This is a genomic window from Polaromonas sp. (genome assembly GCF_036676035.1).
In the GTDB taxonomy this organism is placed as follows: Bacteria; Pseudomonadota; Gammaproteobacteria; order Burkholderiales; family Burkholderiaceae_C; genus Polaromonas.
Genome location: NZ_JAKFDR010000005.1, coordinates 1 through 26,153, shown reverse-complemented (window position 1 = coordinate 26,153; position 26,153 = coordinate 1). Strand labels below are relative to the sequence as shown.

The 26,153-nt window shown below is 60.8% G+C and carries 21 protein-coding genes and 1 riboswitch; of the genes, 2 read left to right on the top strand and 19 right to left on the bottom strand.

Annotated features, from left to right (window positions below):
• The first annotated feature begins 18 nt into the window (after positions 1–18).
• The gene (gene dnaE / locus V6M61_RS01150) at positions 19–3,489 is read left to right on the top strand and encodes a DNA polymerase III subunit alpha (protein ID WP_332774716.1); all 3,471 of its coding nucleotides are present in this window, start codon (positions 19–21) and stop codon (positions 3,487–3,489) included.
• A gap of 64 nt (positions 3,490–3,553) precedes the next feature.
• On the opposite strand, the gene tolA is transcribed toward dnaE, so the two are convergent.
• The 19 genes from tolA to V6M61_RS01055 form a co-directional block, all read right to left on the bottom strand.
• The gene (gene tolA / locus V6M61_RS01145) at positions 3,554–4,408 is read right to left on the bottom strand and encodes a cell envelope integrity protein TolA (RefSeq protein ID WP_332774715.1); all 855 of its coding nucleotides are present in this window, start codon (positions 4,406–4,408) and stop codon (positions 3,554–3,556) included.
• Positions 4,409–4,455: 47 nt separating this feature from the next.
• A complete protein-coding gene (locus V6M61_RS01140; RefSeq protein ID WP_332774714.1) occupies positions 4,456–4,887 on the bottom strand; it encodes a biopolymer transporter ExbD in 432 nt (143 codons plus the stop codon).
• 19 nt (positions 4,888–4,906) lie between these two features.
• Positions 4,907–5,602: a protein TolQ gene (gene tolQ, locus V6M61_RS01135; protein ID WP_332774713.1), complete on the bottom strand. Its 696-nt coding sequence runs from the start codon at positions 5,600–5,602 to the stop codon at positions 4,907–4,909.
• Positions 5,599–6,039 carry a tol-pal system-associated acyl-CoA thioesterase gene (gene ybgC / locus V6M61_RS01130; RefSeq protein WP_332774712.1) on the bottom strand — a complete coding sequence of 147 codons (441 nt, stop codon included), beginning with the start codon at positions 6,037–6,039 and terminating at the stop codon, positions 5,599–5,601. Before ybgC ends, tolQ begins: the two co-directional genes overlap by 4 nt.
• Positions 6,040–6,124: 85 nt before the next feature.
• The gene (locus tag V6M61_RS01125; protein WP_332774711.1) at positions 6,125–7,321 is read right to left on the bottom strand and encodes a pyridoxal phosphate-dependent aminotransferase; all 1,197 of its coding nucleotides are present in this window, start codon (positions 7,319–7,321) and stop codon (positions 6,125–6,127) included.
• A 25-nt stretch (positions 7,322–7,346) separates the two neighbouring features.
• Complete coding sequence (gene nusB, locus V6M61_RS01120) at positions 7,347–7,865, bottom strand: transcription antitermination factor NusB (protein WP_332774710.1); 519 nt, start codon at positions 7,863–7,865, stop codon at positions 7,347–7,349.
• 37 nt (positions 7,866–7,902) lie between these two features.
• Positions 7,903–8,367, bottom strand: coding sequence for a 6,7-dimethyl-8-ribityllumazine synthase (ribH, locus tag V6M61_RS01115; RefSeq protein ID WP_332774709.1), 465 nt, complete (start codon positions 8,365–8,367; stop codon positions 7,903–7,905).
• Between the two features lie 24 nt (positions 8,368–8,391).
• On the bottom strand, positions 8,392–9,498 hold the full coding sequence (gene ribBA, locus V6M61_RS01110; RefSeq protein WP_332774708.1) for a bifunctional 3,4-dihydroxy-2-butanone-4-phosphate synthase/GTP cyclohydrolase II: 1,107 nt from the start codon (positions 9,496–9,498) through the stop codon (positions 8,392–8,394).
• Positions 9,499–9,502: 4 nt separating this feature from the next.
• Complete coding sequence (locus tag V6M61_RS01105) at positions 9,503–10,138, bottom strand: riboflavin synthase (RefSeq protein ID WP_332774707.1); 636 nt, start codon at positions 10,136–10,138, stop codon at positions 9,503–9,505.
• Positions 10,139–10,249: 111 nt separating this feature from the next.
• A complete protein-coding gene (gene ribD / locus V6M61_RS01100) occupies positions 10,250–11,335 on the bottom strand; it encodes a bifunctional diaminohydroxyphosphoribosylaminopyrimidine deaminase/5-amino-6-(5-phosphoribosylamino)uracil reductase RibD (RefSeq protein WP_332774706.1) in 1,086 nt (361 codons plus the stop codon).
• A gap of 61 nt (positions 11,336–11,396) precedes the next feature.
• On the bottom strand, positions 11,397–11,957 hold the full coding sequence (locus V6M61_RS01095) for a GspH/FimT family pseudopilin (RefSeq protein ID WP_332774705.1): 561 nt from the start codon (positions 11,955–11,957) through the stop codon (positions 11,397–11,399).
• Positions 11,958–11,967: 10 nt separating this feature from the next.
• The gene (locus V6M61_RS01090; RefSeq protein WP_332774704.1) at positions 11,968–12,462 is read right to left on the bottom strand and encodes a type IV pilin protein; all 495 of its coding nucleotides are present in this window, start codon (positions 12,460–12,462) and stop codon (positions 11,968–11,970) included.
• 15 nt (positions 12,463–12,477) lie between these two features.
• A complete protein-coding gene (locus V6M61_RS01085) occupies positions 12,478–16,560 on the bottom strand; it encodes a pilus assembly protein (protein ID WP_332774703.1) in 4,083 nt (1,360 codons plus the stop codon).
• Positions 16,561–16,565: 5 nt separating this feature from the next.
• Positions 16,566–17,147, bottom strand: a complete 582-nt coding sequence (locus V6M61_RS01080) for a pilus assembly PilX family protein (protein ID WP_332774702.1) — start codon at positions 17,145–17,147, stop codon at positions 16,566–16,568.
• Between the two features lie 41 nt (positions 17,148–17,188).
• Positions 17,189–18,217, bottom strand: coding sequence for a PilW family protein (locus tag V6M61_RS01075; protein ID WP_332774701.1), 1,029 nt, complete (start codon positions 18,215–18,217; stop codon positions 17,189–17,191).
• Positions 18,214–18,831, bottom strand: coding sequence for a type IV pilus modification protein PilV (gene pilV / locus V6M61_RS01070; protein ID WP_332774700.1), 618 nt, complete (start codon positions 18,829–18,831; stop codon positions 18,214–18,216). Before pilV ends, V6M61_RS01075 begins: the two co-directional genes overlap by 4 nt.
• 149 nt (positions 18,832–18,980) lie before the next feature.
• Positions 18,981–19,430 carry a transcriptional regulator NrdR gene (gene nrdR / locus V6M61_RS01065; RefSeq protein ID WP_332774699.1) on the bottom strand — a complete coding sequence of 150 codons (450 nt, stop codon included), beginning with the start codon at positions 19,428–19,430 and terminating at the stop codon, positions 18,981–18,983.
• A gap of 102 nt (positions 19,431–19,532) precedes the next feature.
• Positions 19,533–20,777 carry a serine hydroxymethyltransferase gene (gene glyA / locus V6M61_RS01060; protein WP_332774698.1) on the bottom strand — a complete coding sequence of 415 codons (1,245 nt, stop codon included), beginning with the start codon at positions 20,775–20,777 and terminating at the stop codon, positions 19,533–19,535.
• A gap of 36 nt (positions 20,778–20,813) precedes the next feature.
• A riboswitch (ZMP/ZTP riboswitch) is annotated at positions 20,814–20,944 on the bottom strand.
• Between the two features lie 29 nt (positions 20,945–20,973).
• Entirely contained in the window at positions 20,974–21,900 is a 927-nt protein-coding gene (locus V6M61_RS01055) for a lytic transglycosylase domain-containing protein (RefSeq protein ID WP_332774697.1), read from the bottom strand.
• A 1,224-nt stretch (positions 21,901–23,124) separates the two neighbouring features.
• Here V6M61_RS01055 and V6M61_RS01050 point away from each other — a divergent pair.
• Positions 23,125–25,950 (top strand): DUF349 domain-containing protein, encoded by a 2,826-nt coding sequence (locus V6M61_RS01050; protein ID WP_332774696.1) that lies wholly within the window; start codon positions 23,125–23,127, stop codon positions 25,948–25,950.
• The last annotated feature ends 203 nt before the right edge of the window (positions 25,951–26,153 follow it).

The window sequence follows — 26,153 nt, the reverse complement described above, 5'->3', positions numbered from 1 at the left end:
CACCCTAAAATGGCTGGCATGTTTGTCCATTTACGTATTCACACCGAGTTTTCAGTCGTCGACGGCACCAACCGCATTGATGAAGTGGTGCAGGCCGCTGCCGCGGACCAGCAGCCCGCGCTGGCCATTACTGATTTGGGCAACCTGTTTGGCACCGTCAAGTTCTACAAGGAGTCGCGCGGCGCCGGTGTCAAACCCCTGATTGGGGCCGATGTGTGGACCGAGGTTCCGGGCAAAGGCGTCGCTGCGCCGCCGGCCCGGCTGCTGCTGCTGGTCCAAAACCGCCAGGGCTACCTCAACCTCTCGGAGTTGCTGACGCGAGCCTGGACCCGCAATGTGGTGCGCGAGCAGGCCGTCATCAAGCTGGAGTGGCTGCAGGAATTGGGTGAAGGGCTGATCGCCTTGTCGGGCGCGCAGGGCGGCGCTGTTGGCCAGGCGCTGGTGCAGGGTGATGAGTCACGTGCGCTCGAGTGTGCGCTGCATCTGGCCGGTCTGTTTCCGCATCGTTTTTATCTCGAGCTGCAGCGCGCCCAGCGACCGGACGATGAGCGGCATGTGGCTGCCGCGGTCCAGCTGGCAGCACGGCTCGGGCTGCCGGTGGTGGCGACCCATCCGGTGCAGTTTCTGACCTATGACGACTACGAGGCGCATGAAGCCCGGGTGTGTATTTCCGAAGGTGAAATCCTGGGCAACTCGCGCCGCGTGCGCCGCTTCACCCGCGAGCAGTATTTCAAGTCAGCCGCCCAGATGGCGCAGCTGTTTGCCGACCTGCCATCGGCCCTGGCCAATACGGTGGAGATTGCCAAGCGCTGCAACCTGACCCTGGAGCTGGGCAAGCCCATGCTGCCCGACTACCCCACGCCGGAAGTCGACGGCGTGCGCATGCCGATCGATGCCTACTTTCGCCATGCCTCGTTTGAAGGGCTGGAAGCGCGCTTGCAGCACCTGTATCCCAACCAAGCGCTGCGCGACCAGAAACGGCCGGTGTATGTGGAGCGCCTGGAGTTCGAGATCAGCACCATCCTCAAGATGGGCTTTCCGGGCTACTTCCTGATTGTGGGCGACTTCATCAACTGGGCGAAAAACAATGGCTGCCCGGTGGGCCCGGGCCGGGGCTCGGGCGCCGGTTCGCTGGTGGCCTATGCGCTCAAGATCACCGACCTGGACCCGCTGCAGTACAACCTGCTGTTTGAGCGATTCCTCAATCCCGAGCGGGTGTCCATGCCCGACTTTGATATCGACTTCTGCCAGCTCAATCGCGACCGCGTGATTGATTACGTCAAGGCCAAGTACGGCAAGGAAGCGGTCAGCCAGATCGTGACCTTCGGAACCATGGCCGCGCGCGCGGCGATTCGCGATGTGGGCCGCGTGCTGGACTTTCCCTACGGTTTCTGCGACGGCATTTCCAAGCTGATTCCGAACAAGCCGGGCCAGCACATCACGATCGAAAAAGCCAAGGAGGCCGAGCCGATTCTGGCCGAGCGCGAGCGCAAGGAAGAAGACGTGCGCACGTTGCTGGAGCTGGCGCAAAAGCTCGAGGGACTGACGCGCAACGTCGGCATGCACGCCGGCGGTGTGTTGATCGCCCCCAGCAAGCTCACCGATTTTTGCCCGTTGTATGCCCAGCCGGGCAGCGACTCCGCCGTCAGCCAGTACGACAAGGACGACGTGGAGGCCATCGGCCTGGTCAAGTTTGACTTTTTGGGCCTGGCCACGCTGACCATTCTGGAGATCGCCAAGGACTTCATCATCCAGCGGCACCCGGCCCAAAAGAACTTCCGGTTTGAAGACCTGCCGCTTGATGATCAGCGTGTCTACGCGCTGTTTGGCAAGGGCCAGACCGAAGCCGTGTTCCAGTTTGAAAGTCGCGGCATGCAGGGCATGTTGCGCGACGCCAAGCCGAACCGGCTGGAAGACCTGATCGCCATGAACGCGCTGTACCGGCCCGGCCCCATGGAGCTGATTCCGACCTACATTGCCCGCAAGCAGGGCCGTGAGGTGCCCGAGTACCCCGATCCGCGCGTCAAGCCCATCCTGGAAGAGACCTACGGCATCATGGTCTACCAGGAGCAGGTGATGCAGACCGCGCAGATTCTGGGCGGCTACTCGCTCGGTGGCGCCGATATGCTGCGCCGCGCCATGGGCAAGAAAAAGAAAGAGGAGATGGACGCCCAGCGCGAGGTGTTCCGAAAAGGCGCGGGCATCAACGGCCTGAGCGAAGAGAAAGCCGACGAAGTCTTTGACCTGATGGAAAAGTTTGCGGGCTACGGCTTCAACAAGTCGCACTCCGCCGCTTACGCCTTGCTGGCTTATCACACGGCCTGGCTCAAGGTGCATTACACCGCCGAGTTCTTTGCCGCCAACATGACCGTGGAGATGGACGACACCGACAAGCTCAAGGTGCTGTTTGGCGACGCGCAGAAGATGGGCATTCACTTCGAATCGCCCGATGTGAACCGCGGTGACTACCGGTTTGAGCCCATCAGCGACACCAGCGTGCGCTATGGTCTGGGTGCCATCAAGGGCACCGGCCAGCAGGCGATTGCGGCCATTGTGGCGGCGCGGCAGTCGGGCGGGCCGTTTACCTCGCTCTATGACTTCTGTGTCCGGGTGGACAAGTCCAGGCTCAACAAGCGGACCGTGGAGGCGCTGATCAAAGGGGGCGCTTTTGACAACCTGCACCTCAACCGGGCGGAGCTGCTGGCCTCGGTGGACCGGGCCTTTGAGTTTGCGGCCGCGACCGAAGCCAACGCCAACCAGGGCGGCCTGTTTGACATGTCCGACTCCCACGCGGCAAGCACGCAGGAGCCCCCGCTGGTCGAAGCCGTGCCCTTCGGCGTCAAGACCCGGTTGACCCATGAGAAGACCGCGATTGGTTTTTATTTGTCGGGCCACCTGTTTGACGAGGTGGAGCGCGAAGTGCGCCAGTTTGCCAGGCGCAAGATTGACGACCTGATTGATTCGCGTGACCCGCAGCTGCTGGCCGCCATCGTGAGTGACTTGCGGGTGATCAACGGGCAGCGCGGCAAGCTCGCCCTGTTCAAGCTGGACGACAAGTCGGCCATGATTGAAGCCACGGCCGATGAAGGCGTGCTCAATGCCAACCGCAACCTGCTCAAGGACGATGAACTGGTGATCGTGCAGGGCACCTTGCAGCCGGACCGTTTTTCAGGCGGCTTCAGGCTCAAGGTCACGCAGGTGTGGGACCTGGAAACCGCGCGCTGCCGCTTTGGCAAATACTTGCGCGTGGCCGTCAACGGCACTGCGCCCGACATTTCCAGGCTGCTCAGGGACTTTCCGCCGCGTCGCGAGATGTCGGAGCAGGGCGAGCTCAGCCGCGGCTTGCCGGTGCGCCTGAGCCTCAAGCGCGAGGGGGCCACGGCCGAACTGCAGCTGGGTGAAGCCGCCAAATTCTTTCCGACCGATGCGGCGCTGGCCAGCTGGATGGCGCAGGCCGACAAGGGGATGGCGCAGGTGGTTTATGAGTGAAATCAGGGCTTTGCCCTGGCGGATTGTGCGTAAACAGCTATCGAATTGATAGCGTACTTTTGTTTCATTCTCTGCGCTGGAGCTCGATGATCATCGGTGTGGGCACCCGGCCATCGACATCGCGTGGCAGGGAGCCGGTGCGAATGATGGCCCTCATCACCACCTCATCCCAGGCCTTGTTGCCGCTGGACTTGATCAGCCGCTGGCTGGTGATGGTGCCGTCCAGCGTGGTACGGACTTCGACTTCGGCGATGGGGTTGCCGGGGATGTCGCCGGGGAGCACGATGTTATCTTTGACTTTGGCCCGCACCTTGGCGCCATAGCTGGCCGACGGTCCGCTGGCGCGCTGAGCCGATCCTTTGGCACTGGCGTCACCAGTAGCGCCTGCCAGACCCATCATGCGGTCCAGGGCTTTTTTCCGCTGCTCGGCCAGTGCCGCCGCATTCGCCTGTTCCCTGGCTTCCTGTTTTTTCGCTTCGGTCTTTTTAGCCTCTTCAGTCGCCTTGCGCTTGGCCAGTTCGGCTTCTTTGGCCGCCTTGGCTTTTTGCGCCTGCTCAGCCTGCTGTTTGGCCAGTGCTTTTTTCTCGTCGGCTTCTTTTTGCAGTTGCTTGCGCTTTTTTTCCTGTTTTAGCGCAATATCCGCGTCCGGCGTGCGCGGTGCGGGCCTGGCTTCTGGCGTGCGGGCGGCGGGAGGAGGGGTCGGGGGGGGAGCCTCGGTGAGCCTGGGCGCCGCCTGCTGCGGCAGGGCTGACCACAGCTCGGCTTCAAACGAGGTGTCCCGCTCGTTGCGCTTCCAGTTCACGCCCCAGGTGAGTGCACCGATTAAAAGCGCGTGGACCAGCAATGCCAGCCCGAACGAGCGCAGCGAGTCCGGATCGCGGAGCGGGGCAAATTCAAGGCGGTCGGTGGCGCTGCGCATGGCAATGACTTTCAGCCGGGGCTGCTTCCGGGTTGCAATAGCCAGGGTCAGTTGCTGGTCTGCACGGACAGGCCGACACGGACCACCTCTGCTTTTCGCAGTGCGGCCATGACATTGACCACGGTTTCGTACTTGATGGACTTGTCTGCGCTGATGACGACCGGGGTGGCGTCCGTTGCATGCCTGACCAGCGGTTCCAGCTTCACGACATCATCGGCAACGACTTGCAGGCTGCTCGGCCTTGAATCCGTCTTGAACTTGATTTGAATGGTTTCGTCTTTGCCAATCAGGATCTGCACCGGGTTTTGCGGCTGTACCGGCGCTCGACCGACTTTGGGCAGTGCGATCATGCTGGGCGTGATCAAGGGTGCCGTCACCATGAAGATGATGAGCAGCACCAGCATCACGTCGATAAAAGGCACCATGTTGATCTCGTTGATGGTGCGCCGGCCGCGACCCCGGGATGTGACTGCTGGCATGACGGTCTCCTGCGGCTGGCTAGTGACCTGAAGGCGACGACTGGACGCCCAGGTTGCGCTGCAAAATGTTGGAAAACTCTTCGATGAAGGTTTCCAGCCGGTTGGCGATGCGGTCAATGTCGTGCGCGAACCGGTTGTAGGCCACCACGGCAGGAATGGCGGCAAACAGGGCAATGGCGGTGGCAACCAGCGCCTCGGCAATGCCGGGGGCCACGGTCGCCAGCGTGACTTGCTCCAGCGCTGCCAGCCCGGTGAAGGCGTGCATGATGCCCCAGACCGTGCCGAACAGGCCAACATAGGGCGAGACCGACCCCACGGTGGCCAGAAAAGACAAATTGACCTCAACCACATCGAGCTCGCGCTGGTAGCTGGCGCGCATGGCGCGGCGCGCGCCATCCAGCACGGTGCCGGGGTCGTCAATGCGGCGCTCGCGCAGCTTTTGGTACTCGCGCATGCCGCTGGCAAAGATGCGCTCCATGGGGCCTGACAGCTTGGCGTTTTGCGCGGCTGCGGCAAACAACTCGTTCAAGCTGGTGCCGGACCAGAACTCCCGGTCAAACACGTCGTTGAGTGACTGCACCCGCTTGAGGGCGACGATTTTCCTGAAGATGGCAGCCCAGCTGGCAATGGAGATGCCCACCAGCAGCAGCACGACCAGTTGGACCACCCAGCTGGCATTGAGGATGAGACTGACAATGGATAGATCTTGATTCATGTTGATGAGGTTTTCAGACTGTCCAGGATGGAGGCAGGAATTCTTGCAGGCTTCAGGCTGGCGGTTTCGACCCAGCCAATCCGTATCGTGCCCTCACACAGCAACACTGGTGACGGCCCTGATTTCAGGAGTGCCTGCTGTCTGATTATCAGGGACGCACGGCCGGCCTCCATCAGGCTTGCAGTAACAATCAGTTCATCATCCAGCCGGGCAGGGCGCAAGTAGCGCAGCGAGGTTTCGCTCACCACAAACATGCCATCGGTGCTCTCCCGCAAGCGCTGCTGCTCAATCCCCAGGGATCTGAGCCATTCGGTGCGCGCGCGCTCAAAAAATTTCAGGTAATTGGCATAAAACACAATGCCGCCGGCATCGGTGTCTTCCCAATAAACCCGCAGGGGCCAACGGAAGTCGCTCTTTAGCGAAGCCGGGGGCGGCACGCAATTTTCCGCCGGGCCGCCCCAAGGAAAATTAGCCCCCTCGGGGGGCAGCGAGGACACGTTAGTGCGGAGCGTGGGGGCCATGTCAGCCAAGCACTGCCCTGAGTCGCGCCACGGCTTCCTTCATTTGCGCCATCGAGTTGGCAGTCGAAAAGCGCACAAACTGTTGCGGTGCGGCCTGCCCGAAATCGCGGCCCGGCGTCACCGCCAGATGGGCACGCTTCATCAACTCAAAGGCGAAGTCCCAACTGCCGCTCACGCCCAACTTTATTGCCGCCTGCGAGCAGTCGGCATAGGCGTAAAACGCGCCGTCCGGCATCACCGGGACTCTCAAGCCGAGCCGGTTCAGCTCGGGGATGAAGTAGTCGCGCCTGGCCTTGAACTCAGCGCGGCGGCGCTCGTATTCGGCCAGGCTGTCGGGCTCAAAGCAGGCCAGTGCCGCATGCTGGGCGACCGTGCTGGCGCAGATGAACAGGTTTTGCGCAATGCGCTCGACCACCGGGGCCAGTGCTTGCGGCACCACCAGCCAGCCGAGCCGCCAGCCCGTCATGTTGAAGTACTTGCTGAAGCTGTTGATGCTGATGACGTTTTGACCGAGTTCGCCGGGCATGGCGAGTGCGGTGTGGCCAAAGCGCTCCTCATAGCTCAGGCCCAGGTAGATTTCGTCAATCAGGGTGATGCCACCCTTGCCGTGCACCCACTCATGGATGCGCTGCAGTTCATCGGGCGCTATGGACGTGCCCGTGGGGTTGGAGGGGGAGGCCAGCAGCACGCCGCGCGTCTTGTCATTCCAGGCGGCCTCTACCTTGGCGCGGGTCAGTTGAAAGCGTTCCTGCGCGGTCGTCGGGACCAGGACCGCATTGCCTTCGGCGGCGCTGACGAAGTGCCGGTTGCACGGGTAGCTGGGGTCGGGCATCAGGATGTCGTCGCCCGCCTCGATCAGGGCCAGGCAGGCCAGCTGCAGCGCCGCAGAGGCCCCGGCCGTGATGATGATGCGGCTGGGCGCCACATCGGCATGAAAACGCGAGGCATACCAGCCGCTGATTTTTTCACGCAGGGCCTGCAGGCCGGTGGCCTGGGTGTACTGGGTGCGTCCTTGCTGGATGGCGCGTATGGCGGCTTCCTGCACCAGCGGCGGTGCGGTGAAGTCGGGTTCGCCAATGTTCAGAAAGATCATCGGCTGGCTGGTGTGCGCAACTTCCTGCGCCAGCGCTGAAGCCGCCTTGGCGACCTCCATGACATAAAAGGGCTCAATCCGTTGAGCCCGCTGGGCGATTTTCACGGCACGCCTTTCAAGTCGTCGTTGTTTATCGGGCGTTGTCGGAGGCGACTTCGGCGGCGCGCAGCGCCGGGGCCATTTTGTGCAAAACGCCATTGACGTATTTGTGGCCATCGGTGCCGCCAAAAGCTTTGGCCAGCTCAATGCATTCGTTGATCACAACGCGGTAAGGCACATCCAGGCAGTACCTGAATTCGTAGGCGCCAATCCAGAGCACGGCGTGTTCTATGGGAGAGATCTCCGCCAGCTTTCTGTCGAGCAAAGGCGTGATGCTGTCATCGAGCAGTGACGCGTCGCGAATGCAGCCATGCAGCAAGGCGTCGTAGTGTGCGGAGTCTGCCTTGTGAAAACCCACCAGGTCACGGGTGAATGCATCAATCGACTGGGCTTCGTTGCGCCCGACCAGGTGCTGGTACAGCGCTTGCAGGGCAAATTCGCGGGCACGGGTGCGGGCCGATTTGTCGGCGGCCTTTTTCACACCGGTATCCGTCAGACCGGTACGGGTCTGGGGAGGGCGTTTGGGTTTGGTGGTGTTTTGTTCAGCCATGTGGTACGGGTGTGAGGGGGTGATGACGTTCACTGCCTCAGGCAAGTTCGTTCAGGAGGTTGGCCATTTCGACGGCCACACGGGCAGCGTCGCGCCCTTTTTCGTGCTGGCGGGCTTGGGCTTGTGCGACGTTCTCGGTAGTCAGAATGGCGTTGGCAATGGGCAACTGGTAGTCCAGCGCCAGGCGGGTGACCGCCGCGCCGCTTTCGTTGGCGACCAGCTCAAAGTGGTAGGTCTCGCCGCGGATGATGCAGCCCAGGGCAATCAATGCATCGCAGCTGTCGCGCTCTGCCAGGGCCTGCAGCGCGCAGGGGACTTCCAGCGCGCCGGGCACCTTGACATGTTTGATGTTTTTTTCTTCCACGCCCAGTGCCAGCAATTCATGCCAGCAGGCCTCGGCCAGTGCGTTGGTGATGCTTTCGTTAAAGCGGGCTTGCACAATGCCTATCGAGAGTTTTTTGCCGTCCAGTTTGTCGGATGAGCCTTTTTCTGCACCAAACACGATGAGTTCCCTTTGATTATTTAGTTAGTCTTTTGTGATGTAGCCAACGATTTCCAGCCCGTAGCCGGTCATGCTGGGCATACGGCGCGGGTTGCCCATGAGGTTCATTTTGTGCACGCCGCATTCGCGCAGAATCTGCGCGCCCACACCGTAGGTCCGCAAGTCCATGCGGCCGCGCTCCGGCGCTTGGGCTGCGCGTGCCGTGCCTTCAAACTGGGCCAGCAACTGTGCGGCATCTTCACCGCAGTTCAGCAGGACGACAACCCCCTTGCCTTCATCTGCAATATGCCGCAGGCTTTGGTCGAGGCTCCAGGAGTGCATGGACCGGCCGGTTTCAAGGGCGTCCAGCACCGACAGCGGCTCGTGCACGCGGGCGGCCACGGTGTCTTCAGGTGACCATTGGCCTTTGACGAGTGCCAGATGCAGACCCTGGCTGGGTTTGTCCTTGAAGGCGTGCGCGGTGAATTCGCCGAACGCCGTCTGCAGTGTGCGGCTGCCAATTTTTTCAACCAGGGATTCGTTGCGGCTGCGGTGCTCAATCAGGTCCGCAATGGTGCCGATTTTCAGGCCATGCTCAGCGGCGAAAAGCTGCAAATCAGGCAGGCGAGCCATGGTGCCGTCGTCTTTCATGATCTCGCAGATCACGGCAGCCGGCGTGCAGCCGGCCATGGTGGCCAGGTCGCAGCCTGCTTCGGTATGACCGGCGCGCATCAAGACGCCGCCATCCACCGCTTGCAGCGGAAAGATGTGGCCGGGCTGGACCAGGTCAATGGCGGTGGCATTTTTGGCAACGGCAGCCTGCACCGTGCGGGCGCGGTCAGCGGCAGAAATACCGGTGGTCACACCCTCAGCGGCCTCGATGGACACTGTGAAGGCCGTGCCCATCTTGGTGCCGTTGCGCGCGACCATGGGCGGCAGCTGCAGCAATTCGCAGCGCTCGCGCGTCAGGGTCAGGCAGATCAGACCTCGGCCATACCGGGCCATGAAGTTGACGGCCTCGGCGCTGACGTGATCGGCGGCCAGCACCAGGTCGCCTTCATTCTCACGGTCCTCTTCGTCGATCAGGATGACGATGCGCCCGGCGCGCATGTCGGCAACGATGTCTTCAACAGGGGAAATGGCAACAGTCATGATTTCAGGGTTTCCTTGCGTCTTGGAGCATGCGCTCTACGTAACGGGCAATCAGGTCAATTTCCAGATTGACCAGCGAGTTTGGCTGCAGCCGGTTCAATGCGGTGTTTTGTACGGTGTGGGGAATCAGGTTGATGCTGATCTCGCTGCCTGCCGCGTCACCGCTCAAGTCCGTGACCCGGTTGACGGTCAGGCTCACGCCATTGACGGTGATGGAGCCTTTGTAAGCCAGGTATTTGCTCAGCTCGCGCGGGGCGTGAATGCGCAGCTCCCAGCTTTCACCGACCTGCGCGAAATGGGTCACTTTGCCAATGCCGTCGACATGGCCGGCCACTATATGCCCACCGAGGCGGTCGTGCGCACGCAGTGCTTTTTCAAGATTGATGATGCCGGTTTCAGCCAGACCACTGGTTTTGGCCAGCGATTCGGCTGAAATCTCGATGGAAAACTGGTTTTTGTCGGCATCCAGCGCCATGGCTGTCATGCAGGCGCCGTTCAGCGCAATGCTGTCACCCAAGCCCACATCGTCCAGATAACCGGCCGGCGTTTCGATGGTGAGACGCTTGCCATGGTCTGAAGAGCTGCCCAGGCTATGGATAGCGACGATGCGCCCCACGCCGGTGATGATTCCGGTAAACATCCGGGTATTTTCGCAGGGAATCAAGCCACTTCGTCGGCCAAGGGCGCTAAAGGGGGCTAAAAGCCTGCCATTTGAGGCTCAAAAAATCAGAATCAATGCAAATTAAGCGATTTAGAACTGATCCCGGCCCTCTACCCGCGCCAGCAGGCGCAAGTCAACGCCCACCATGTCAGCCGATAAAAACCGCAGGGGGAGCGCATCGGCCAGATTCTGCAGGGGCCCAAACACCGCCATTCCCTGGCCTGGGCCCAGCAGTTTCGGGGCCATGTAAATCAAAAACTCGTCCACCAGACCTTCGCGGACCAGGGAGCCGTTGAGCTTGTTGCCGGCTTCCACATGGAGTTCATTGATTTCCCGTCGGCCCAAATCCAGCATCATGGCGGCCAGATCGACCTTGCCTCGGGCATCCGGCAGGCAGGTGACGACGGCGCCGCGCGCTTGCAGCGCCGCCTGCTTGCTGGCGTCGTTGGTCGCCGTGTAAATCCACACCTGACCGGCCGCCTTGAAGATATTGGCGTCCAGCGGGGTTTGCAGCAGGCTGTCCACAATGATGCGGTGTGGTTGCCTGGGCGTCTCCACCAGTCTGACATCCAGGCCGGGATTGTCCTGGAGCACGGTGCCAATACCCGTCAGCACCGCACACGAGCGGGCGCGCCAGGCATGGCCATCGGCTCTGGCAGGCCGGGAGGTGATCCACTGGCTTTGCCCGTTGGCCAATGCGGTGGTGCCATCCACGGAGGCGGCGATTTTCATCCGCACCCAGGGCGTTTTGCGGATCATGCGGCTGAAAAACCCGATGTTCAGTTCACGCGATTCCGCAGCGCCGGGGCCCACCACCACCTCAATGCCGGCGGCCCGCAAGCGCTCAAACCCTTGACCCGACACCAAGGGGTTGGGGTCTGCAATGGATGCGACCACCTTTTTGATGCCTGCCGCAATCAGCGCGTCGCAACAGGGGCCGGTGCGACCGTGGTGGGAGCAGGGCTCGAGGGTGACGTAGGCGGTGGCACCCAGCCCCGAGTGATCGTTTTTTGCCGCATCGCGCAAAGCCATGATCTCAGCATGTGGCCCACCGGCTTTTTGAGTGTGGCCATGCCCAAGAGTTCTACCGCTCGAATCGGCAATGACGCAGCCCACTCTCGGGTTTGGTGAGCAAATAGACAATGCCGCGTACGCTGCGTCTAGCGAACCTCGCATAGGCTCCGGAAGGCTTGTTGTCACGGCAGGAGAGGGGGTAAGTTTGAAAAGAAGAACAGAGTTAGCAAGATCCTGTCTTGCAGGACCTCACCCGGCCGGCAGGGTCAATAATGATCGAACTTGAGCGCGGCGTTGTGTTGCTCATGACGATCGTTCCGCCGCCAAAGCCGCCTGCTTTCAATCGCGGGTAGCCGCTGCCGTTAAACAGCAAGTAACCATCTGTCAGACTGCTGGCGGTTGGAATGTTGAGGGTGATATCCGCACTCAATGCTTCATGGCGCAGCACTACTTCGTCCGTGCCGGCGTTATAGACCTGATTCCAGTTGGAATCGGTATAAACCATCCAGCCTGAGCTCCAGTTCGTGCCTGTATTGGGAACCAGGTAAGTGTTAAACCCCTGCTTCATTGCATTGGCTCTGGCGGTATTGGCTGCGGAAATGAAATTGCTGACCGCATCTGACAGCTGCGCATTTTTCTGGAACTGTACAAAGCTCGGTACGGCCACCATCATCAGGATGGTCGCAAGTGCAATCGTTACGATCAATTCGATCAGGGTGAAGCCGCTCTCGCTGCCGGAAGCGCTGGCTTGCAGATTCTGTCTCGATCTGTTGGTGGGCAACATGGCTGCGGCCTTACTTCCAGCACCGCTCAGTATTGGTGCCCGTGCAGGTTCTCCTGCCCTGGGTATCAATTGCCATTGAAGTGATCTGAGGGTCGGAAAAAACGCCGGGGTTCGGCTCCGCAAAAACTTCGACGCAATCCCGCTGGGCGGGGGTCACGCCACTTACCGCCTGGCAAAGTCGTGCGCCGAGCAGGTGACTACTTGTCGCAGATGTACTATCGGACGAGGAATAGTCTTTGAAAGTTTTAGGACTACCTGGGGATGATCCTGCCGCGAAGGTTTGATATGTATTCATTTGGGTCAGGTAGCGTTCCTGCTGCTGCAACAGGTTCATGAGTGCGGCCCGTGCTTCGGCCCGCTTGCCTTTGCGCACCGAGTCTGTGTAGGCCGGGTAGGCAACAGATGCCAGTATCCCAATGATCGCGACGGTGATCATGAGTTCAATCAGCGTAAAGCCCGACTGGGTGCGTTGCCGAACAGACGGCCGTTTTTTTATGGAGCGCATGATTCCCCGCATTGGTTAGTTATTCTTGTTTTCCCGATAACTGTTGATCTGGCGCCAGCTCAGTCTTCCGACCTGTTCGTTGTAGGCCAGTCCGCTTCCACCGGTCGCGGCGACCTTCAGACCTTTGGAGCCCTGTGTGATGATAGCAATACGCCGGGTTGCCGTTCGTTGACCGCTGGTGTCACTGTTGCTGAGTGACGTAGTGCCAATTTCCAGGACCAGGGGGGCGGCCAATATGCCGACCTGGGACAACTCTGACACACCGTTGCCAGTGAGCGAGTTGATTGCATAAAACCGTCCTCCCCCCTCGCCGCAAGAGCCTTTGGTAGGGAACAGGGAGCCAAAAAACAGCTGGCCAAACTCGGCGGTGATATCGCTGATCTGGCGCTCGCCAATGCTTCTGTCGAAATCTATATACCAGCCCATTTTCAGCGTGGGACTGTCCGTGGTTGGGGTGCCGTACACAAAACTCGGAACCGTGACGGTGCCACTGGTCGATACGCTGCCTTGCTGCAATACGGACCGTCCGGTAATCGGCTTGGTGTTATCCAAAAGCGTGTAGAACGAAGTGGTCACATTCGTGGGCACGCTGGTGTCCGGGGTTTCAAGGTATTTTCCGGTGCCAAAGGACACCAGCTTGGCGTCAAAAAAAGCATTGACGACGACGGGCTCACCTGTGATGGGTTGCAGTGTCCCGGCGCTGTCCTTGGCTATGAAAAATGTATTGCTGGTTCCCGTCTTGGCATTGAACTTTGTCAAATTGGTCGTGGCGTCGGTGGTCAGGCTGCCGGTTCCCTTCAAGGTGAAATCAAGCTTCCAGACGTTGCCTTGCATGTCACCCGCAAACAAACTGTCTACCGCGCCCGTCAGGAAGTTTTCAACGGTAGTAAATCCAACCATGCCTTTGGCGATGGCGGTGCTGGTTTGAGGAATCTCGATACGCCAGAAGTTGGTGCCTTCGGTCCAGGGAACCTCGGTCGGGTTGTCGCTTGGTTTTCTCGAGAGGTCGATGATGAAAATGGAGGGATTGCCCGTGGCATGCGCGTAACCATCCGCCGCATAATTGTTCACGCCGCTGGCGACCACTGCATACCATTTATAGACAGGGGTAATGCCTGCGTCGGTGGTGCGAAGTTTTACGATTTGGGGCGTGCCGATCACATTGCCCATCGCGGGATGATCACGCTCTGTGAACTCCCAGAGGACGTTGGCCTTGGTGAAGGTTTCCGGATTGGTCACATCCAGGGCAAAAAGACCCTGGCCACCAGCGCCAACACCGGAAACCAGCACACTGCGCCACTGGCCACCCACATAAGCTTCAGAGACTGCCGGCGTGGCATCGTTAATGCTGGTGTGGCTGTAGTCCTGATCGGGCAGCAGGTTTAATTTGCCCGCTACAAATCCTGGAATGTAGGCGAATGCCTCCTTGCCGTTGGTGTCGTAAAAGGCGTGCAGCATGCCGTCGTTGGCATTGGCAAAAATAACAGGTTTGCGATTTTTGTTGGCATTGAAGAAGGTGTTGTAGTCGGTGCCGGTGATGCTTCCAGATGGCTTGCCCATGTACACCAGGCCGCTGTTGACAATATCGCCTATCACGATGTCGCGCGGCCGGAACGGACCCAGTGGGGTGGTGGGTTTGATTTCCTTGCGCCGGTCGCCGCGCAGGTAATCAAGCCGGTCCGAGCCCAGGTTGTCAATGACAAAGGTGCTGGTGTAGGGCATGGTATTGAGGGCGTCTTTGTGCGCCTGTGCCAAATCAGCCCATTTGAACGGCGTGGGCAAGACAGTTGCTTGCAGTCCAACAGGCGCGCCAATAACAATGTTTCTGGCTGCGCCATGGTCTACCAAGGTTTCATTGGTCAAAACCTGGCCCGCCTCCCAGGTGGGGGTGCTGCCGATGACCAGGGAGGTACCCGCTGCGTCCAGCGAGAGCGGAAATTTGAGCAATCGACCGCTCCAGAAGTTGGCAACCGGGTTAAAGCGAGCCTGAAACACAGCCGCCGCCTGGCCAACCGTGAGGCGTTGTGTGGAAATGGCGCCGCCCGCAATACTGCCGGTTTCCTCAACGACTCGCGCAAATACTTCTGAAAGCGAGTCCAAAAATTTCGCGGCGTCGCTGACCAGGAAATAGTTTTTGGCGTCCCCGTCAGTGGCTTGCCAGAGCACATTGGTGCCACCCGCATAAGGGTTTCCGGTGTTGCCGGCCGCGCTGTCGTCAAAGCCACCATATTTGGCGCCCAGGTACAGCTGTTGTGTCCGGCGAAAATCCACGGGGGCGCTTTTGTTTTTCTCGTTGACATCGATCGAAAATGTTTTGATCCGCCCTTTTGGCAAGTCGGTGCGAAAACTCTGGGTATTGGCCCAGTAAGCCAGGCCCGCCATGTGGTAGGAACCGCCGGTCGATCCGGTATCCATGGTGGCCGCATTGACCAAAGAGGGGTAACGCGTGTTGGCCGGCAGGTTGCCCGCAGTCTGGGTGCGTCCCTGGCTGTCGGTGTAAGTCACCGTCGCTGTGGGGGTTGTTTGGCTCTCAAAGCTGCCAACCACACTGGTCCAGAAAGGAACATCCAGCGCAGGGTTTGTTTCCGCACTGCGGGCAAAGTCGTTATTGCTTGTGTTGCTGTTGCCGGGGACGGATCGGTCACTGTGTGTAAATACATCGGCGATGGTCAGAATGCTGTTTCTCAGGCAGCCTTTGCCCGTATCCGTGGTATCTGTGAAGCCTGTGAAGGGGTCTGTCCAGGTTCGGTAGGCCGGAAAGTTTTCCTGAATGGCCTTGTCGGATGACGTGGTGCCGGTCAAGCCAGAAATAGCCTCGGCGGTAGGCTGCTTGCCCTGCAGGTAGCGGATGGCCTCGTAGTACAGCTCACTGACGGGGTCGAGCCCCTTGTAAGCGCCTACGCTGTCGGGGTTGAGTGTGCCGAACTTGTTGATGTACATGATGGCGCCACTCCTTGGGTAACCCTGTGCACCATACGTGGAATCCCCACTTTGGGGGTTGTCGATAAACACACCTGTGCTGGCATTCCATTCGGTGCGGGCGTTGGCCGCAGTTTCCAGGTTGAAGTTGGCGTCGTAGTTTTTGGGACCCAGGTACTTGAGTGGGGCGCGCAATACGCCGCCGTAACGCGAGCGGTCGTTGTCTTGCAGATAGCCAAAAACAGAAACCCGAAGGTTTTCCGAATTCATCTGGAATTGGCCAACCGGTTTGTATTTGCCGTTCGGGTAGCGATAGCACAGGCCTTTCCATTGCTTGGTGTCCGGGTCGTAGGTCATGAGCCGGTTGGTGGCGCTGTTGGGGTCGCAAACAATATTCCTGACCTCGTAATAGGTATCGTTGTTGTTGGGCCCCACCAGGTCGCTGCTTTGGGCATTGGCCACGCCGAAAGGGTTAGTGCAGCCCCCGGTGGTGTCCTTGGCCTTGGCAAAGTACACCCTGTCCCGGCAGTTGTAGATGTACATGTCGTTGGCACCGATTTTGTTGGCCACTGAAGTCTCAATCATTTGAGAGATCAGCGCATTCGGCAGGACTTTTTCCGTGAAATACGTGCCGTTCCTGTAAAAGTCATCAGGGAGCCAGGCGCGCTCGACAATGGTGAGGCCATTACCTGTACTCTCGTCGGTGGTACGGTTGCCGCCTGTGAGTCCGTAACGCATGATGTCGATGGCCGACGAGGTGGCCCAGTTCATGAAGTTGCCGTTGAAACCGCCACCACCGCAACTTCCGCTCGAGTTGGGCGCGCCACTCCAGTCGAAATAGGCGCCCTTGCCCCCGCTGCCCGGCACATGTTTGTAGCAGCTCTTTGGGTCAAAATAACCCACATATTCTTTGGCCTTGTCAAACGTGTCCCGGTAGGTTTGCCCTACCGTCGGAAATTCAACGGACAGCGCCAGCGTGAGGTTGCCTTTGGTTTTGGCGCCATTCATGTAAAGCGGCTCGGCGGGCAGAACCACTTCGGGCGGCAGGGCAGGCGGAGTGACTGCACTGATGACGACGCCCACCGTGATGGCTGACAAGGCTGACAGCACGGCCAGCCGGATGCCCCAGTTCTTAAATGCCTTGGTGGGTGAGCCTGAAAATGGAATTCGGAAATTCATGACGATTACTCTTTTCGAAAGATCATTTGCAGGACAGCCTGGGTTTCCTTGCGCGGCCCAAAGCCCATGGCGGTGACCCGGAACAGCGTCTTTGGCGCGCTGGCGCTGCTTCCCGGCGTGGTGTCAGGAATCACTTCAATGATGTAGCGGGGCGGCATCTCGGGGCGAATGCCGCTGGTGCCCGTGGAGAGGGTCCGGCCGGTGAATTCGCCAAACTTCGCGGTTTTGGCAGCGGTGGATTCGTCGGTGAAATCAACCAGATACCAGACCGGCTTTTGACCATCAGCCACGGGCAGGCACAAGCCCCGCGAGGTGCCTGTGCCGCAACCGTCCATAAAGCCCACCCCGCTGGTGGCTGAGAATGTGGCCATGCGCTGGTTCACAGAGGTGTTGGGGCCGCGGATGTCGAATTCTGCGTCGATCAGCGCGGCTTCGGCCGCCTGGAAAGCGATTTGCTGATCGCGGTCAAACCGGGTCGAGCGCTCGGACAGCAAGACCATTTGGCTCGCGCCGATACCCAGCACCGTGACCACGATGAGCAGTATCAGCGTGGTGATGAGGGAAAAGCCGCGGTGCCTGCTGCGCACGCTTGTGTCCGGGCTGCTGGATGGGGCTAAAAGGTGGTGCTTCATCTGAGCGTGAGGTCGTTGCGTAAATGCACGGTAAAGGTACTTTGCAGCCGCAAGCGCCGGTCGGCAGCCACTGCCAGATTGGAGCCTGTGTCATCGGTACTGGCATACATGCTGCCCAGTGGGGCAAAAGTGGCCGTGGCAGCTTGCTGGGCAGAGCCCTCGGCTCCCCGCATCACCAGGCCTACGCGTACAGCCCGCACCCTGCGCCAGTTTTCGCGTGTGGCTGCGGCATTGCCCGCAGCAGTCAGTTGATCGGCGCGTAGCCAGCGTTCTGCAACGGTGTCCTGCATGGCGGTAGGGCTGGGTGCAAGCGAGGGGGAAACCCCGTCGGTGCCAAAGAGAACCTGAAAAGACTCAACTCCCTCAATCATCGGGGCCGACGCGGCCCAGACGCCTGTCTCAAAATTGTAGTAAGTGCATGACAGGGAAGGTTCGCCATTGGTCCCTCGCGTCACATGGAAAATACTGACCGCACGATCGTTGAGGTTCCCGCCCGTTAATCCAGCCTCGCCTTGCCCCATGCAGTTGATCATGGTGTTGTCTGGCTTGGCGGCATTGGTCGGGGAATTCACGCCCTGGTAGCGGACCACCAGAACGTCACTGCCGTTCTTGCAGGAAGTGTCATTCACAGTGCATGAGCCGGGCCTGTTATCAGTAACGATCTTGTTGCTGGTGCTCAGGAGCAGGTCGTCAGGCACTTTGTAAATTGCATTGTTCCAGCCGTAAATATCGGGCTCGGGATCATTGCCAAGAAGGGTGGCCGTTGAGCGCAGGGAAATATTGGCTGCTCCAAAATCCTGGTAGCCCGCTTGAATGATGACACGTGCCAGCAGGTCGGTCGCAAAACGCTCCCGGTCCCGCAACTGGGTGGTGGTGTCTACGCTGCGATACCCTTGCTGGCCCAGCAAAAGAGCCGTTGCGGCAATCACTACGACCAGCAGACCCAGGCCAAGCGCGACCAGCAGTTCAATCAACGTCAAGCCATGCTGGTTCCGGCCTGCATTGGGAAAACGGCGTGGCATCATTGGGAGCTTCCTGCGGTCAGTGGCACGACGACAACCGGCACGCCGGTGCTTGCGGCGAACTCGAGCGTTCCGGCCGTGTTGCTTCTTGTCCAGCTCATTTTCAGCACGGCAATATCGCCATCGTCGGTACAGAGCCACCGGGCTTTGCCGGCGGCATCAAAAGGATCTTTGTCAAAACATACCTTGACTCTGGGTGTGGGCAGTGCGTCCTTGACGCGTCCCTGCCAGTCCGCAACATCCCAGGTCGCCGCATCCTTGACGATAGGGCACCCGGCTGTGAAGCAATTGACGGCCGGGGTCGCTATGGTGGTCGTGCCCCCCAGGGTTGTGTCAAAGATATAAGGATTGTCCGCAGCAGCAGTCTTGATGGCCACGGTATGGTTGCCCCGCATTTTTTCGGCAAGTTCACGGGCGAACGTGGCGGCGGCCGCTTGATTGCGGGCCTCCTTGTTGGATTGCATGGCTGTTGTTTGCATGCCAACAGCGCCCAGCATGCCAATACTCAGAATAATGATTGCAATCAGTACCTCAAGAATCGAGAAGCCCGATTGCTCCCGGCGTAATGAGGGGCCGCGAATGGGCGTTGCGCAAGGACAGGCGGTATGTATATGCATGCCCAAAGTGTAAAACCTTGGATCTGAACTTCAGCGCGAGGGCCGACCGCGTATCAGTCAGGACCAACCGGTTGTCCGTCTTTTGAGCTTGTCTGTGCTTCCTCGGGCGTTTTGCCGTATTCGCAAGCAAGCACGTTGGTTGTGGGCGTCTAGCGCCTCACCTCATCCACCAAGGTCTTGAATTCGTCAATGTCTTCAAAGCTGCGATAAACGCTGGCAAAGCGTATATAAGCCACTTTGTCGAGTTTTTTCAACTCGCGCATGACCAGTTCGCCCAAGCGGTTGGAGGCGACTTCGCGCACGCCCAGATTGAGCAGTTTTTCTTCAATCCGCTCAATCGCCGAGTCCACCTGCTCGGTGCTGACCGGGCGCTTGCGCAGGGCCAGGCTCATGGAGCCGAGGATTTTGCTGCGTTTGTACTCGATGCGGCGGCCGTCTTTTTTGACGATGGCCGGAAAGTTGACGTCGGGCCGTTCGTAGGTGGTGAAGCGTTTTTCGCAGGCGCCGCACTGGCGCCGGCGGCGTATGAAATCTGCGTCTTCTGACACCCGGGTTTCCACGACCTGGGTTTCAAGATGACCGCAGAAGGGGCATTTCATGGATTGCAGGCTAGGCAATTTCCCGCCGGGCCGCCCCAAGGGAAATTAGCCCCCTCGGGGGGCAGCGAAGCACACGCAGTGGCGAGCGTGGGGGCCATTTTCTTAACGGTACACCGGGAAGCGACTGGTCAGGGCGTTGACCTTGGCTCTGACCGCTTCAATGTTGGCCGCGTCGCGCGGGTTGTCCAGCACGTCGGCGATCAGGTTGGCCGTCAGGCGTGCCTCTTCTTCCTTGAATCCGCGCGTGGTCATGGCCGGCGTGCCTATGCGCACGCCGCTGGTGACCATCGGCTTTTCCGGGTCGTTGGGAATCGCGTTCTTGTTGATGGTCATGTGGGCGTCGCCCAGCAGGGCTTCCGCTTCCTTGCCGGTGATGCCCTTGGCGCGCAGGTCGACCAGCATCATATGGCTCTCGGTGCGGCCGCTGACGATGCGCAGGCCCCGCTGGATCAGCGTCTCGGCGACGACCTGGGCGTTCTTGGCCACTTGCTGCTGATAGACCTTGAACTCGGGTGCCAGTGCCTCCTTGAAGGCCACGGCCTTGGCGGCGATCACGTGCATCAGCGGGCCGCCCTGCAGGCCGGGGAAGATGGCGCTGTTGATGGCTTTTTCGTGCTCCGCCTTCATCAGGATGATGCCGCCGCGCGGGCCGCGCAGGCTCTTGTGGGTGGTGGAGGTCACCACGTCGGCGTGCGGCACCGGGTTGGGGTAGACGCCGGCGGCGATCAGGCCGGCGTAGTGGGCCATGTCGACCATGAAGATCGCGCCCACAGCCTTGGCCACCTTGGCAAAACGCTCGAAGTCGATGCGCAGCGAGTAGGCCGAGGCACCGGCAATGATGAGCTTGGGCTTCGATTCATGCGCCTTGCGCTCCATCGCGTCGTAGTCGATTTCTTCCTTGTCGTTCAGGCCGTAGCTCACGACGTTGAACCACTTGCCGCTCATGTTGAGCGCCATGCCGTGGGTCAGGTGGCCGCCTTCGGCCAGGCTCATGCCCATGATGGTGTCGCCGGGCTTGAGGAAGGCCAGGAACACGGCCTCGTTGGCTTGCGCGCCGGAGTGCGGCTGCACGTTGGCGGCATCGGCGCCAAACAACTGCTTGACGCGAGAGAGGGCCAACTGCTCGGCGATGTCGACGTATTCGCAGCCGCCGTAGTAGCGCTTGCCGGGATAGCCCTCGGCGTATTTGTTGGTGAGCTGGGTGCCTTGGGCGGCCATGACGGCCGGCGAGGCGTAGTTTTCGCTGGCGATCAGCTCGATGTGCTCTTCCTGGCGCTTGTTTTCGGCCTGGATGGCGGCAAAGAGTTCGGGGTCGGTTTGTTCAACGAGAATGTTGCGGTTGTACATGGCAGTCCTTCAAGACAATGGTCCCTGTGTAAAAACAAGGGCTGCCCAGGCGAACGGCTGAACGCCTTTGTCTCGATGACGCCAGCGGTGCGCTTCCCAGTGGTGTCCCACGTCAGCATCGACAGCCTTCATGGCCGTCATGCCTATCGCCAGTCGCGCACCCCCGTAGTGTAGCTGAGCGCCGCGATTGCGGCCGCTACTTCAAAGACCCCGGGGAGCTCGAAGACCGCCCGAGGCCGGGCTGGGTGATCAGGACTGGGTCCAGAGCAGCCATTTTTTCGCTGGCTTTGTCGCCAGGCCCCAAGGGGGCGGGCTTGGCAGCGGGCAGGGTGACCGGAATCGCACGGGGCGCTGCCGGTGTGTCGTCGTACGAGAGCGGCATGGGCTTGCGGCCCGCGACAGCCCGCAGGCGGGCGTGTTCTGCCATGACTTTGCCGGCGTAGCCGCCGTCGCTATCCAGATTGGCCGCGCCCACGTAATATTTGAGGCCGCCTTCGACCGAGCCGGCACGGGCAATGCATTCCTGCAGCACCTTGACGCCCACTCGCAGGTTGGTGACCGGGTCAAACGCGGCCAGCTTGCCGCCGAAGTTCTCGTACTTGTCGTGATGAATCCTGGTCATCACCTGCATCAGGCCCTGGGCCCCGACGGGGCTCTGGGCAAAGGGGTTGAAGCCCGATTCGATCGCCATGACGGCCAGGATCAGGGTCGGATCGAGCTTGGCCTTCTGGCCAATTTCGTAGGCCTCGGCCACCAGCACGCTCAGCGGCTCCGGGGCCACGGCGTATTTGCGGCTCAGCCAGAAAGCCACCGCCGCCTGCTGGGAGGGCAGGTCCTGGGGGTCGGCCGCCGTGGCGCGCTCAATCGCATCGGGCTCGGTAAACCCAATCGCCGCTTCCTGGCGCTCTTGCAGCCAGGCCATCAGCTTGAATTCGCCGGCTTGACGCAGGTCAGGCCGGGCCGTCAGGGTAATGACCCCAAACACCACCACCAGCCCGAGCAGGGCAAAACTGTTGCTGGTGATGTCGAAAAAGCCCTGGGCGATGTCGTTGGCAATGTTGGAAACACTGCTGCGCACATTTTTTCGGCACGCCGCAAAACTGAAATTTTCTAGCGCTGTCATAGCACCTCCTCCTTTCTACGTGCCTGGCTGGTGAGCCTGGCACTTTGAGTGGGTCGCCATCAAACCACGGCCTTGAGCGGTGGGTGTGGCCCCTCTCCCTCTGCTTGCCACTGGCGTGTAGGCCAGCGGGTTCGGGTTGTCCCTAGCTTTTTCTGGGACTGGCGGATTCTATGGTCCTGTTAAATAACCTGTCAATAATAACAAACTATGTTTTTATATATTAATTGGAATTAAATGCCTTGTTTTGACCCAAAAAGTGACAAAAATTGACACGAAAACACATTTTTTAGCATGCCGCTCTAAATTAATGCGCTGCGCTCGGTTTTTCAAGGTCGGCGGCTGGTCCGGGTAACTGTCCGTGTCGGACGTAAAAAAGTTTGAGCCGCGAACCCGGCAAAAAGTTCTAGCCGTCCATCGGGTAAGGCGCCTCAAGGCGACGCTGTGGTAATCACCAGTTGTCAAGAAAAAGCCAATCACGGGCTAGTTTTCGATTGAAAAATTGGGCTTGCATGCAGGGCATCGCGGGTTTAATCTTCAATTGCCTGAGCATTTCAGGCGCCAACCGGGTAACCAGTCCCGGTAAAAATGAGAGCAATCACTTGCTTTCATCGCACTGGAGACGAACTTCTCTCCTTTGCGAAAGCCGACGGCATGAGCATTAAGCCCGCCGTCAACCCCGGTCGGCCCAGCTGCCCGGGGTTTTTATTTGGGCCCTGCCAAATAAGTATTGACCTTTGGGCCCGGCCCGTTAAGAACTCGCTGCCTACTTCAAGCCTTGGTCGCTGGAACTCATGATCGAGGACCTGGCGATAGCCCGAAGTGGCGCGCCATCGCCCCAGCGGCACATCAAGCGTCTCTATATATAGATGCCGAGTTGCAGTCCCTGTTGCGCCTGGCGCCTGTGCACTGGCGCTGGACGTCCAGGGCAAGGTGCGCGGCCTGGATTTGCCGCCGGGCAGGCTGTTTCTGGGCGCCGCCAAGGCCGTGCCGCCCGAAGCCAAATGGAGCCCGCGCGCAGAACTTAATTTGGCGACGCCCTGAAACCTTCCGAATAAACAGCGAAAATACGCCCAGTGCTTGTCCGCCGGGGTCCTGCGCCCGGGCGGGTGTTTTCGAGCCGCCGCCACAGCGCACGCTGGCCGGCGCGCCGTGTACAGACCTCCCGGGAGGCTGTCCTGCTGACCTTTTGACGGATAGTTATTAATTTTTATGCTGCGCTTTCCCATGTCCAAATCTGCCAAATCCGAAACCACCCCAGCGGGGGCCCCTGCCGTGAAAACTCCGCAGGCCAAAACCGCTGAAGCCCATCCGCTGGACGGGCTGACCGGCGGCGCTTTTTCAGCCCCCACCTCGGGCGAGCGGGCCGCGCGCATCCGCCAGTGGCTGGCCACCGAGCCCGGCGCCGAGCAGATGAGCGAGGTCTACAAAGACCTGGCCAACCGCGACAAGGGCGCGGCCAAACCGCTCAAGGAAAAGCTCGACGAGCTCAAGCGCAGCAAGGGTCAGGAAGCCGTGGCTGCCGAGTGGGCCGAAAAAGCCCAGGGCCTCCTGGGCCTGCCCAAGCTCAACATGGCCGACGCCCTGGCCTGGCAGCGCGACGCCGCCAAAGCCGGCGCGCCGTTGTCGAAAGAGCCGCTGGCCAGCCTCAAGGTGCAGCTGGCCGAGCGCGTCAAAACCATTGAAGACCTGCAGCACCGCACCCAGGTGCAGCGCGAAGCCGCCGTGCTGATTGCCCAGCGCATCGAAGTGCTGTCGATCAAGCCCTGGCGCGACGCGCAGGCCGCGCTGGACACGCTGCGCGCCGATGTCGCGCACTGGCAGGCTCAAGCCGACGAGATCACGCAGGACGCCAACTGGGCCAGCGTGGACACCAAATTTCCGCCGCTGCTCGACGCCTCGCGCGCGCAGCTGCTGGCGGTGTGGGACGCTTTTCAGGGCGCCCTGTCCCTGGCCGTGGCCGCCGCGGACGATGCCGTCGCACCGCTGCCCGCCGTGCCCGTGTGGGCCGATGAACTGCGTGCGGCGCGTGGCGGCGAGCCCGCCACCGGGGAGCAGCCGGCGCAAGCGCCCAAGGCGCCCAAAGCCAGGCTGGACCCGGCCGCTTTGAAAGAAATCCGTGCCCAGGCGGCGCTGGCCGTGCAGGCCGCGCTCTCAAAACTGGAGCAGGAAGTGACCGAAGGCCACGGCAAAGCCACGCCCAAGGCGGCAGCCGACCTGCGCCACGCCCTGAAGGAGCACATCCGCAACATCGACCACGCGCTCGAAGCCGCGGCCCATGCCGCATTGACGGCAGCGGGTGAGCTGGAAGGCTGGCAGCGCTGGCGCGCCGACCAGATCCGTGAAGACCTGGTCGTCAAGGCCGAAGCGCTGGTGGCCAAGCCCATGGGCGGGCGCAAGCAGCAGGAAGCGCTGCGCGCCATGCGCGAGCAGTGGAAAACCAGCGACCAGGGCGGCACGCCCAACCACGCGTTGTGGAAGCGTTTTGATGACGCCTGCAACGAAGCGCACAAAGTCGTGGAAGCCTGGCTTGAAAAAACCAAAGAGCAGCTGGAGGCCACCAAAGCCCAGCGCCGCGCCCTCATTGACGAGGTGCTGGTCTGGGCCGAGGCCCACAAAACCAATACCGACTGGAAGCACCACATCCGCAGCCTCAACGGCTTTGTGGACAAATGGCGCGAAGCCGGGCATTTGAGCGAAAAAGCCTTTGCCGAAATCCAGCCCGCCTGGAAAGCCGCCATGGACGTGGCCGACGCGCCGCTGACCGCTGCGCGCGCCGAAAGCCTGGCGCGCCGCAAGGCCATGATTGAAGAGGCGCAAGTGCTGGGTGCCGAACCACATCTGCGCATTGACGCCATCAAGGCCCTGCAGCAGCGCTGGCAGCACGAGGCGCAAGGCGTGCCGATCGAGCGCAAGCAGGAGCAAAAGCTCTGGGATGCCTTCCGCAAGCCGATTGACGACGCTTTCCAGCGCAAAACGGCCGAGCGCGAAAAAGCCGCAGCCGCGCTGGGCGAACATGATCGCCGCGTGCTGGACGCCGCCAAAGCGCTGGATGCCGCCAACGCCAGCGGCGATGCGCAGAAAATCCGCGCCGCCATGGCCGATCTGGAGGCCGCCCTTCGCGGGCAGACCGCCCAGGCGGCCGTGCACGCCGCCGCCCAGACGGCGGAAGCGGCCCAGGCTGCGCTGTCACAGCCCTCATCTTTACAGTCAAATATGGCTGCAGCCCCCGATACTATTGCGCCAGAAGCTCCTGAAACGATAGCGGATGAGGCGCAGCCGGCAGCTGCTGAAGCTTCTGACGCTGCCGCCGAAGCGCCGCAGCCCGCTGCTGCACCTTTGAAGCCGGCCAAGCCCGTGATCGCCATGCGTGGCGACGACCGACCCGGCATGAAAAAGGCCGAGCCCGTGCCCGCAGGCCGTGGCGGCAAGTTCGGTGACCGCAAAGACGCCCGGCCCGGCAGCCGGCCGGATAGCCGCGGCCCGCGCCCCGGCGGTGACAACAAGTTCGAGCCGCATCGCCCCTCGCGTGATGAGGCCCGTGGTGAGCGTGGCAGCCGTTTCAATGACCGTCCCGCTTACGAAGACCGCGGCCCGCGCCTGGGTGATGCCGCCTTCCGCGCCCAGCGCGAAGCCTTTGACAACGCGCAGCATGCCCTGAAGAAACTGGCGGCCCAGGCCCATGGCGAAGTGCTGACCAATCTGCTGACCGCGTGGGAAAAACGCGACCCCGACCAGGTGCCGGGCTTGCAGGAACTGGGCAGCCGCATCAACGCCGCCACCCGCACGGCCTGGTCGCAAGCCCTGCGCAGCGCGCCGGCGGCGGATGCGTCCGAAGCCCTGCTGCGCCTGGAAATGGCGGCCGACGTGCCCACACCCGCCGAGCACCTGAGCGCGCGCCGCATGCTGCAGCTGCAGCTGCTGACCAAGCGCAACGCACCCGCGCCGACCGAGACCTGGGGGCAGGACGCCGGCAAGGTGCTGGCATCGGCGCACGACGCGCAGGCCGCACGGCGGCTGCAGACGGTGCTCAAACACTTGCTGCGCAAATAGGCGTGGCGTGGAGCCAGGCGCGCTCGTCCTGCGGCCCTTCACGCCGCTGCCAATTCCCGCCGCCATCCGTTCGCCCTGAGGTATCGAAGGGTTCTTCGGGCTTGGCTGGCTCAGCTCAAACCCCGACTTGGCATTTGGCTTGACGCTTCAAATTTCATGCGGCATGATGGCATGAAGTCATAGCAAGGAGCCATCATGCTCAA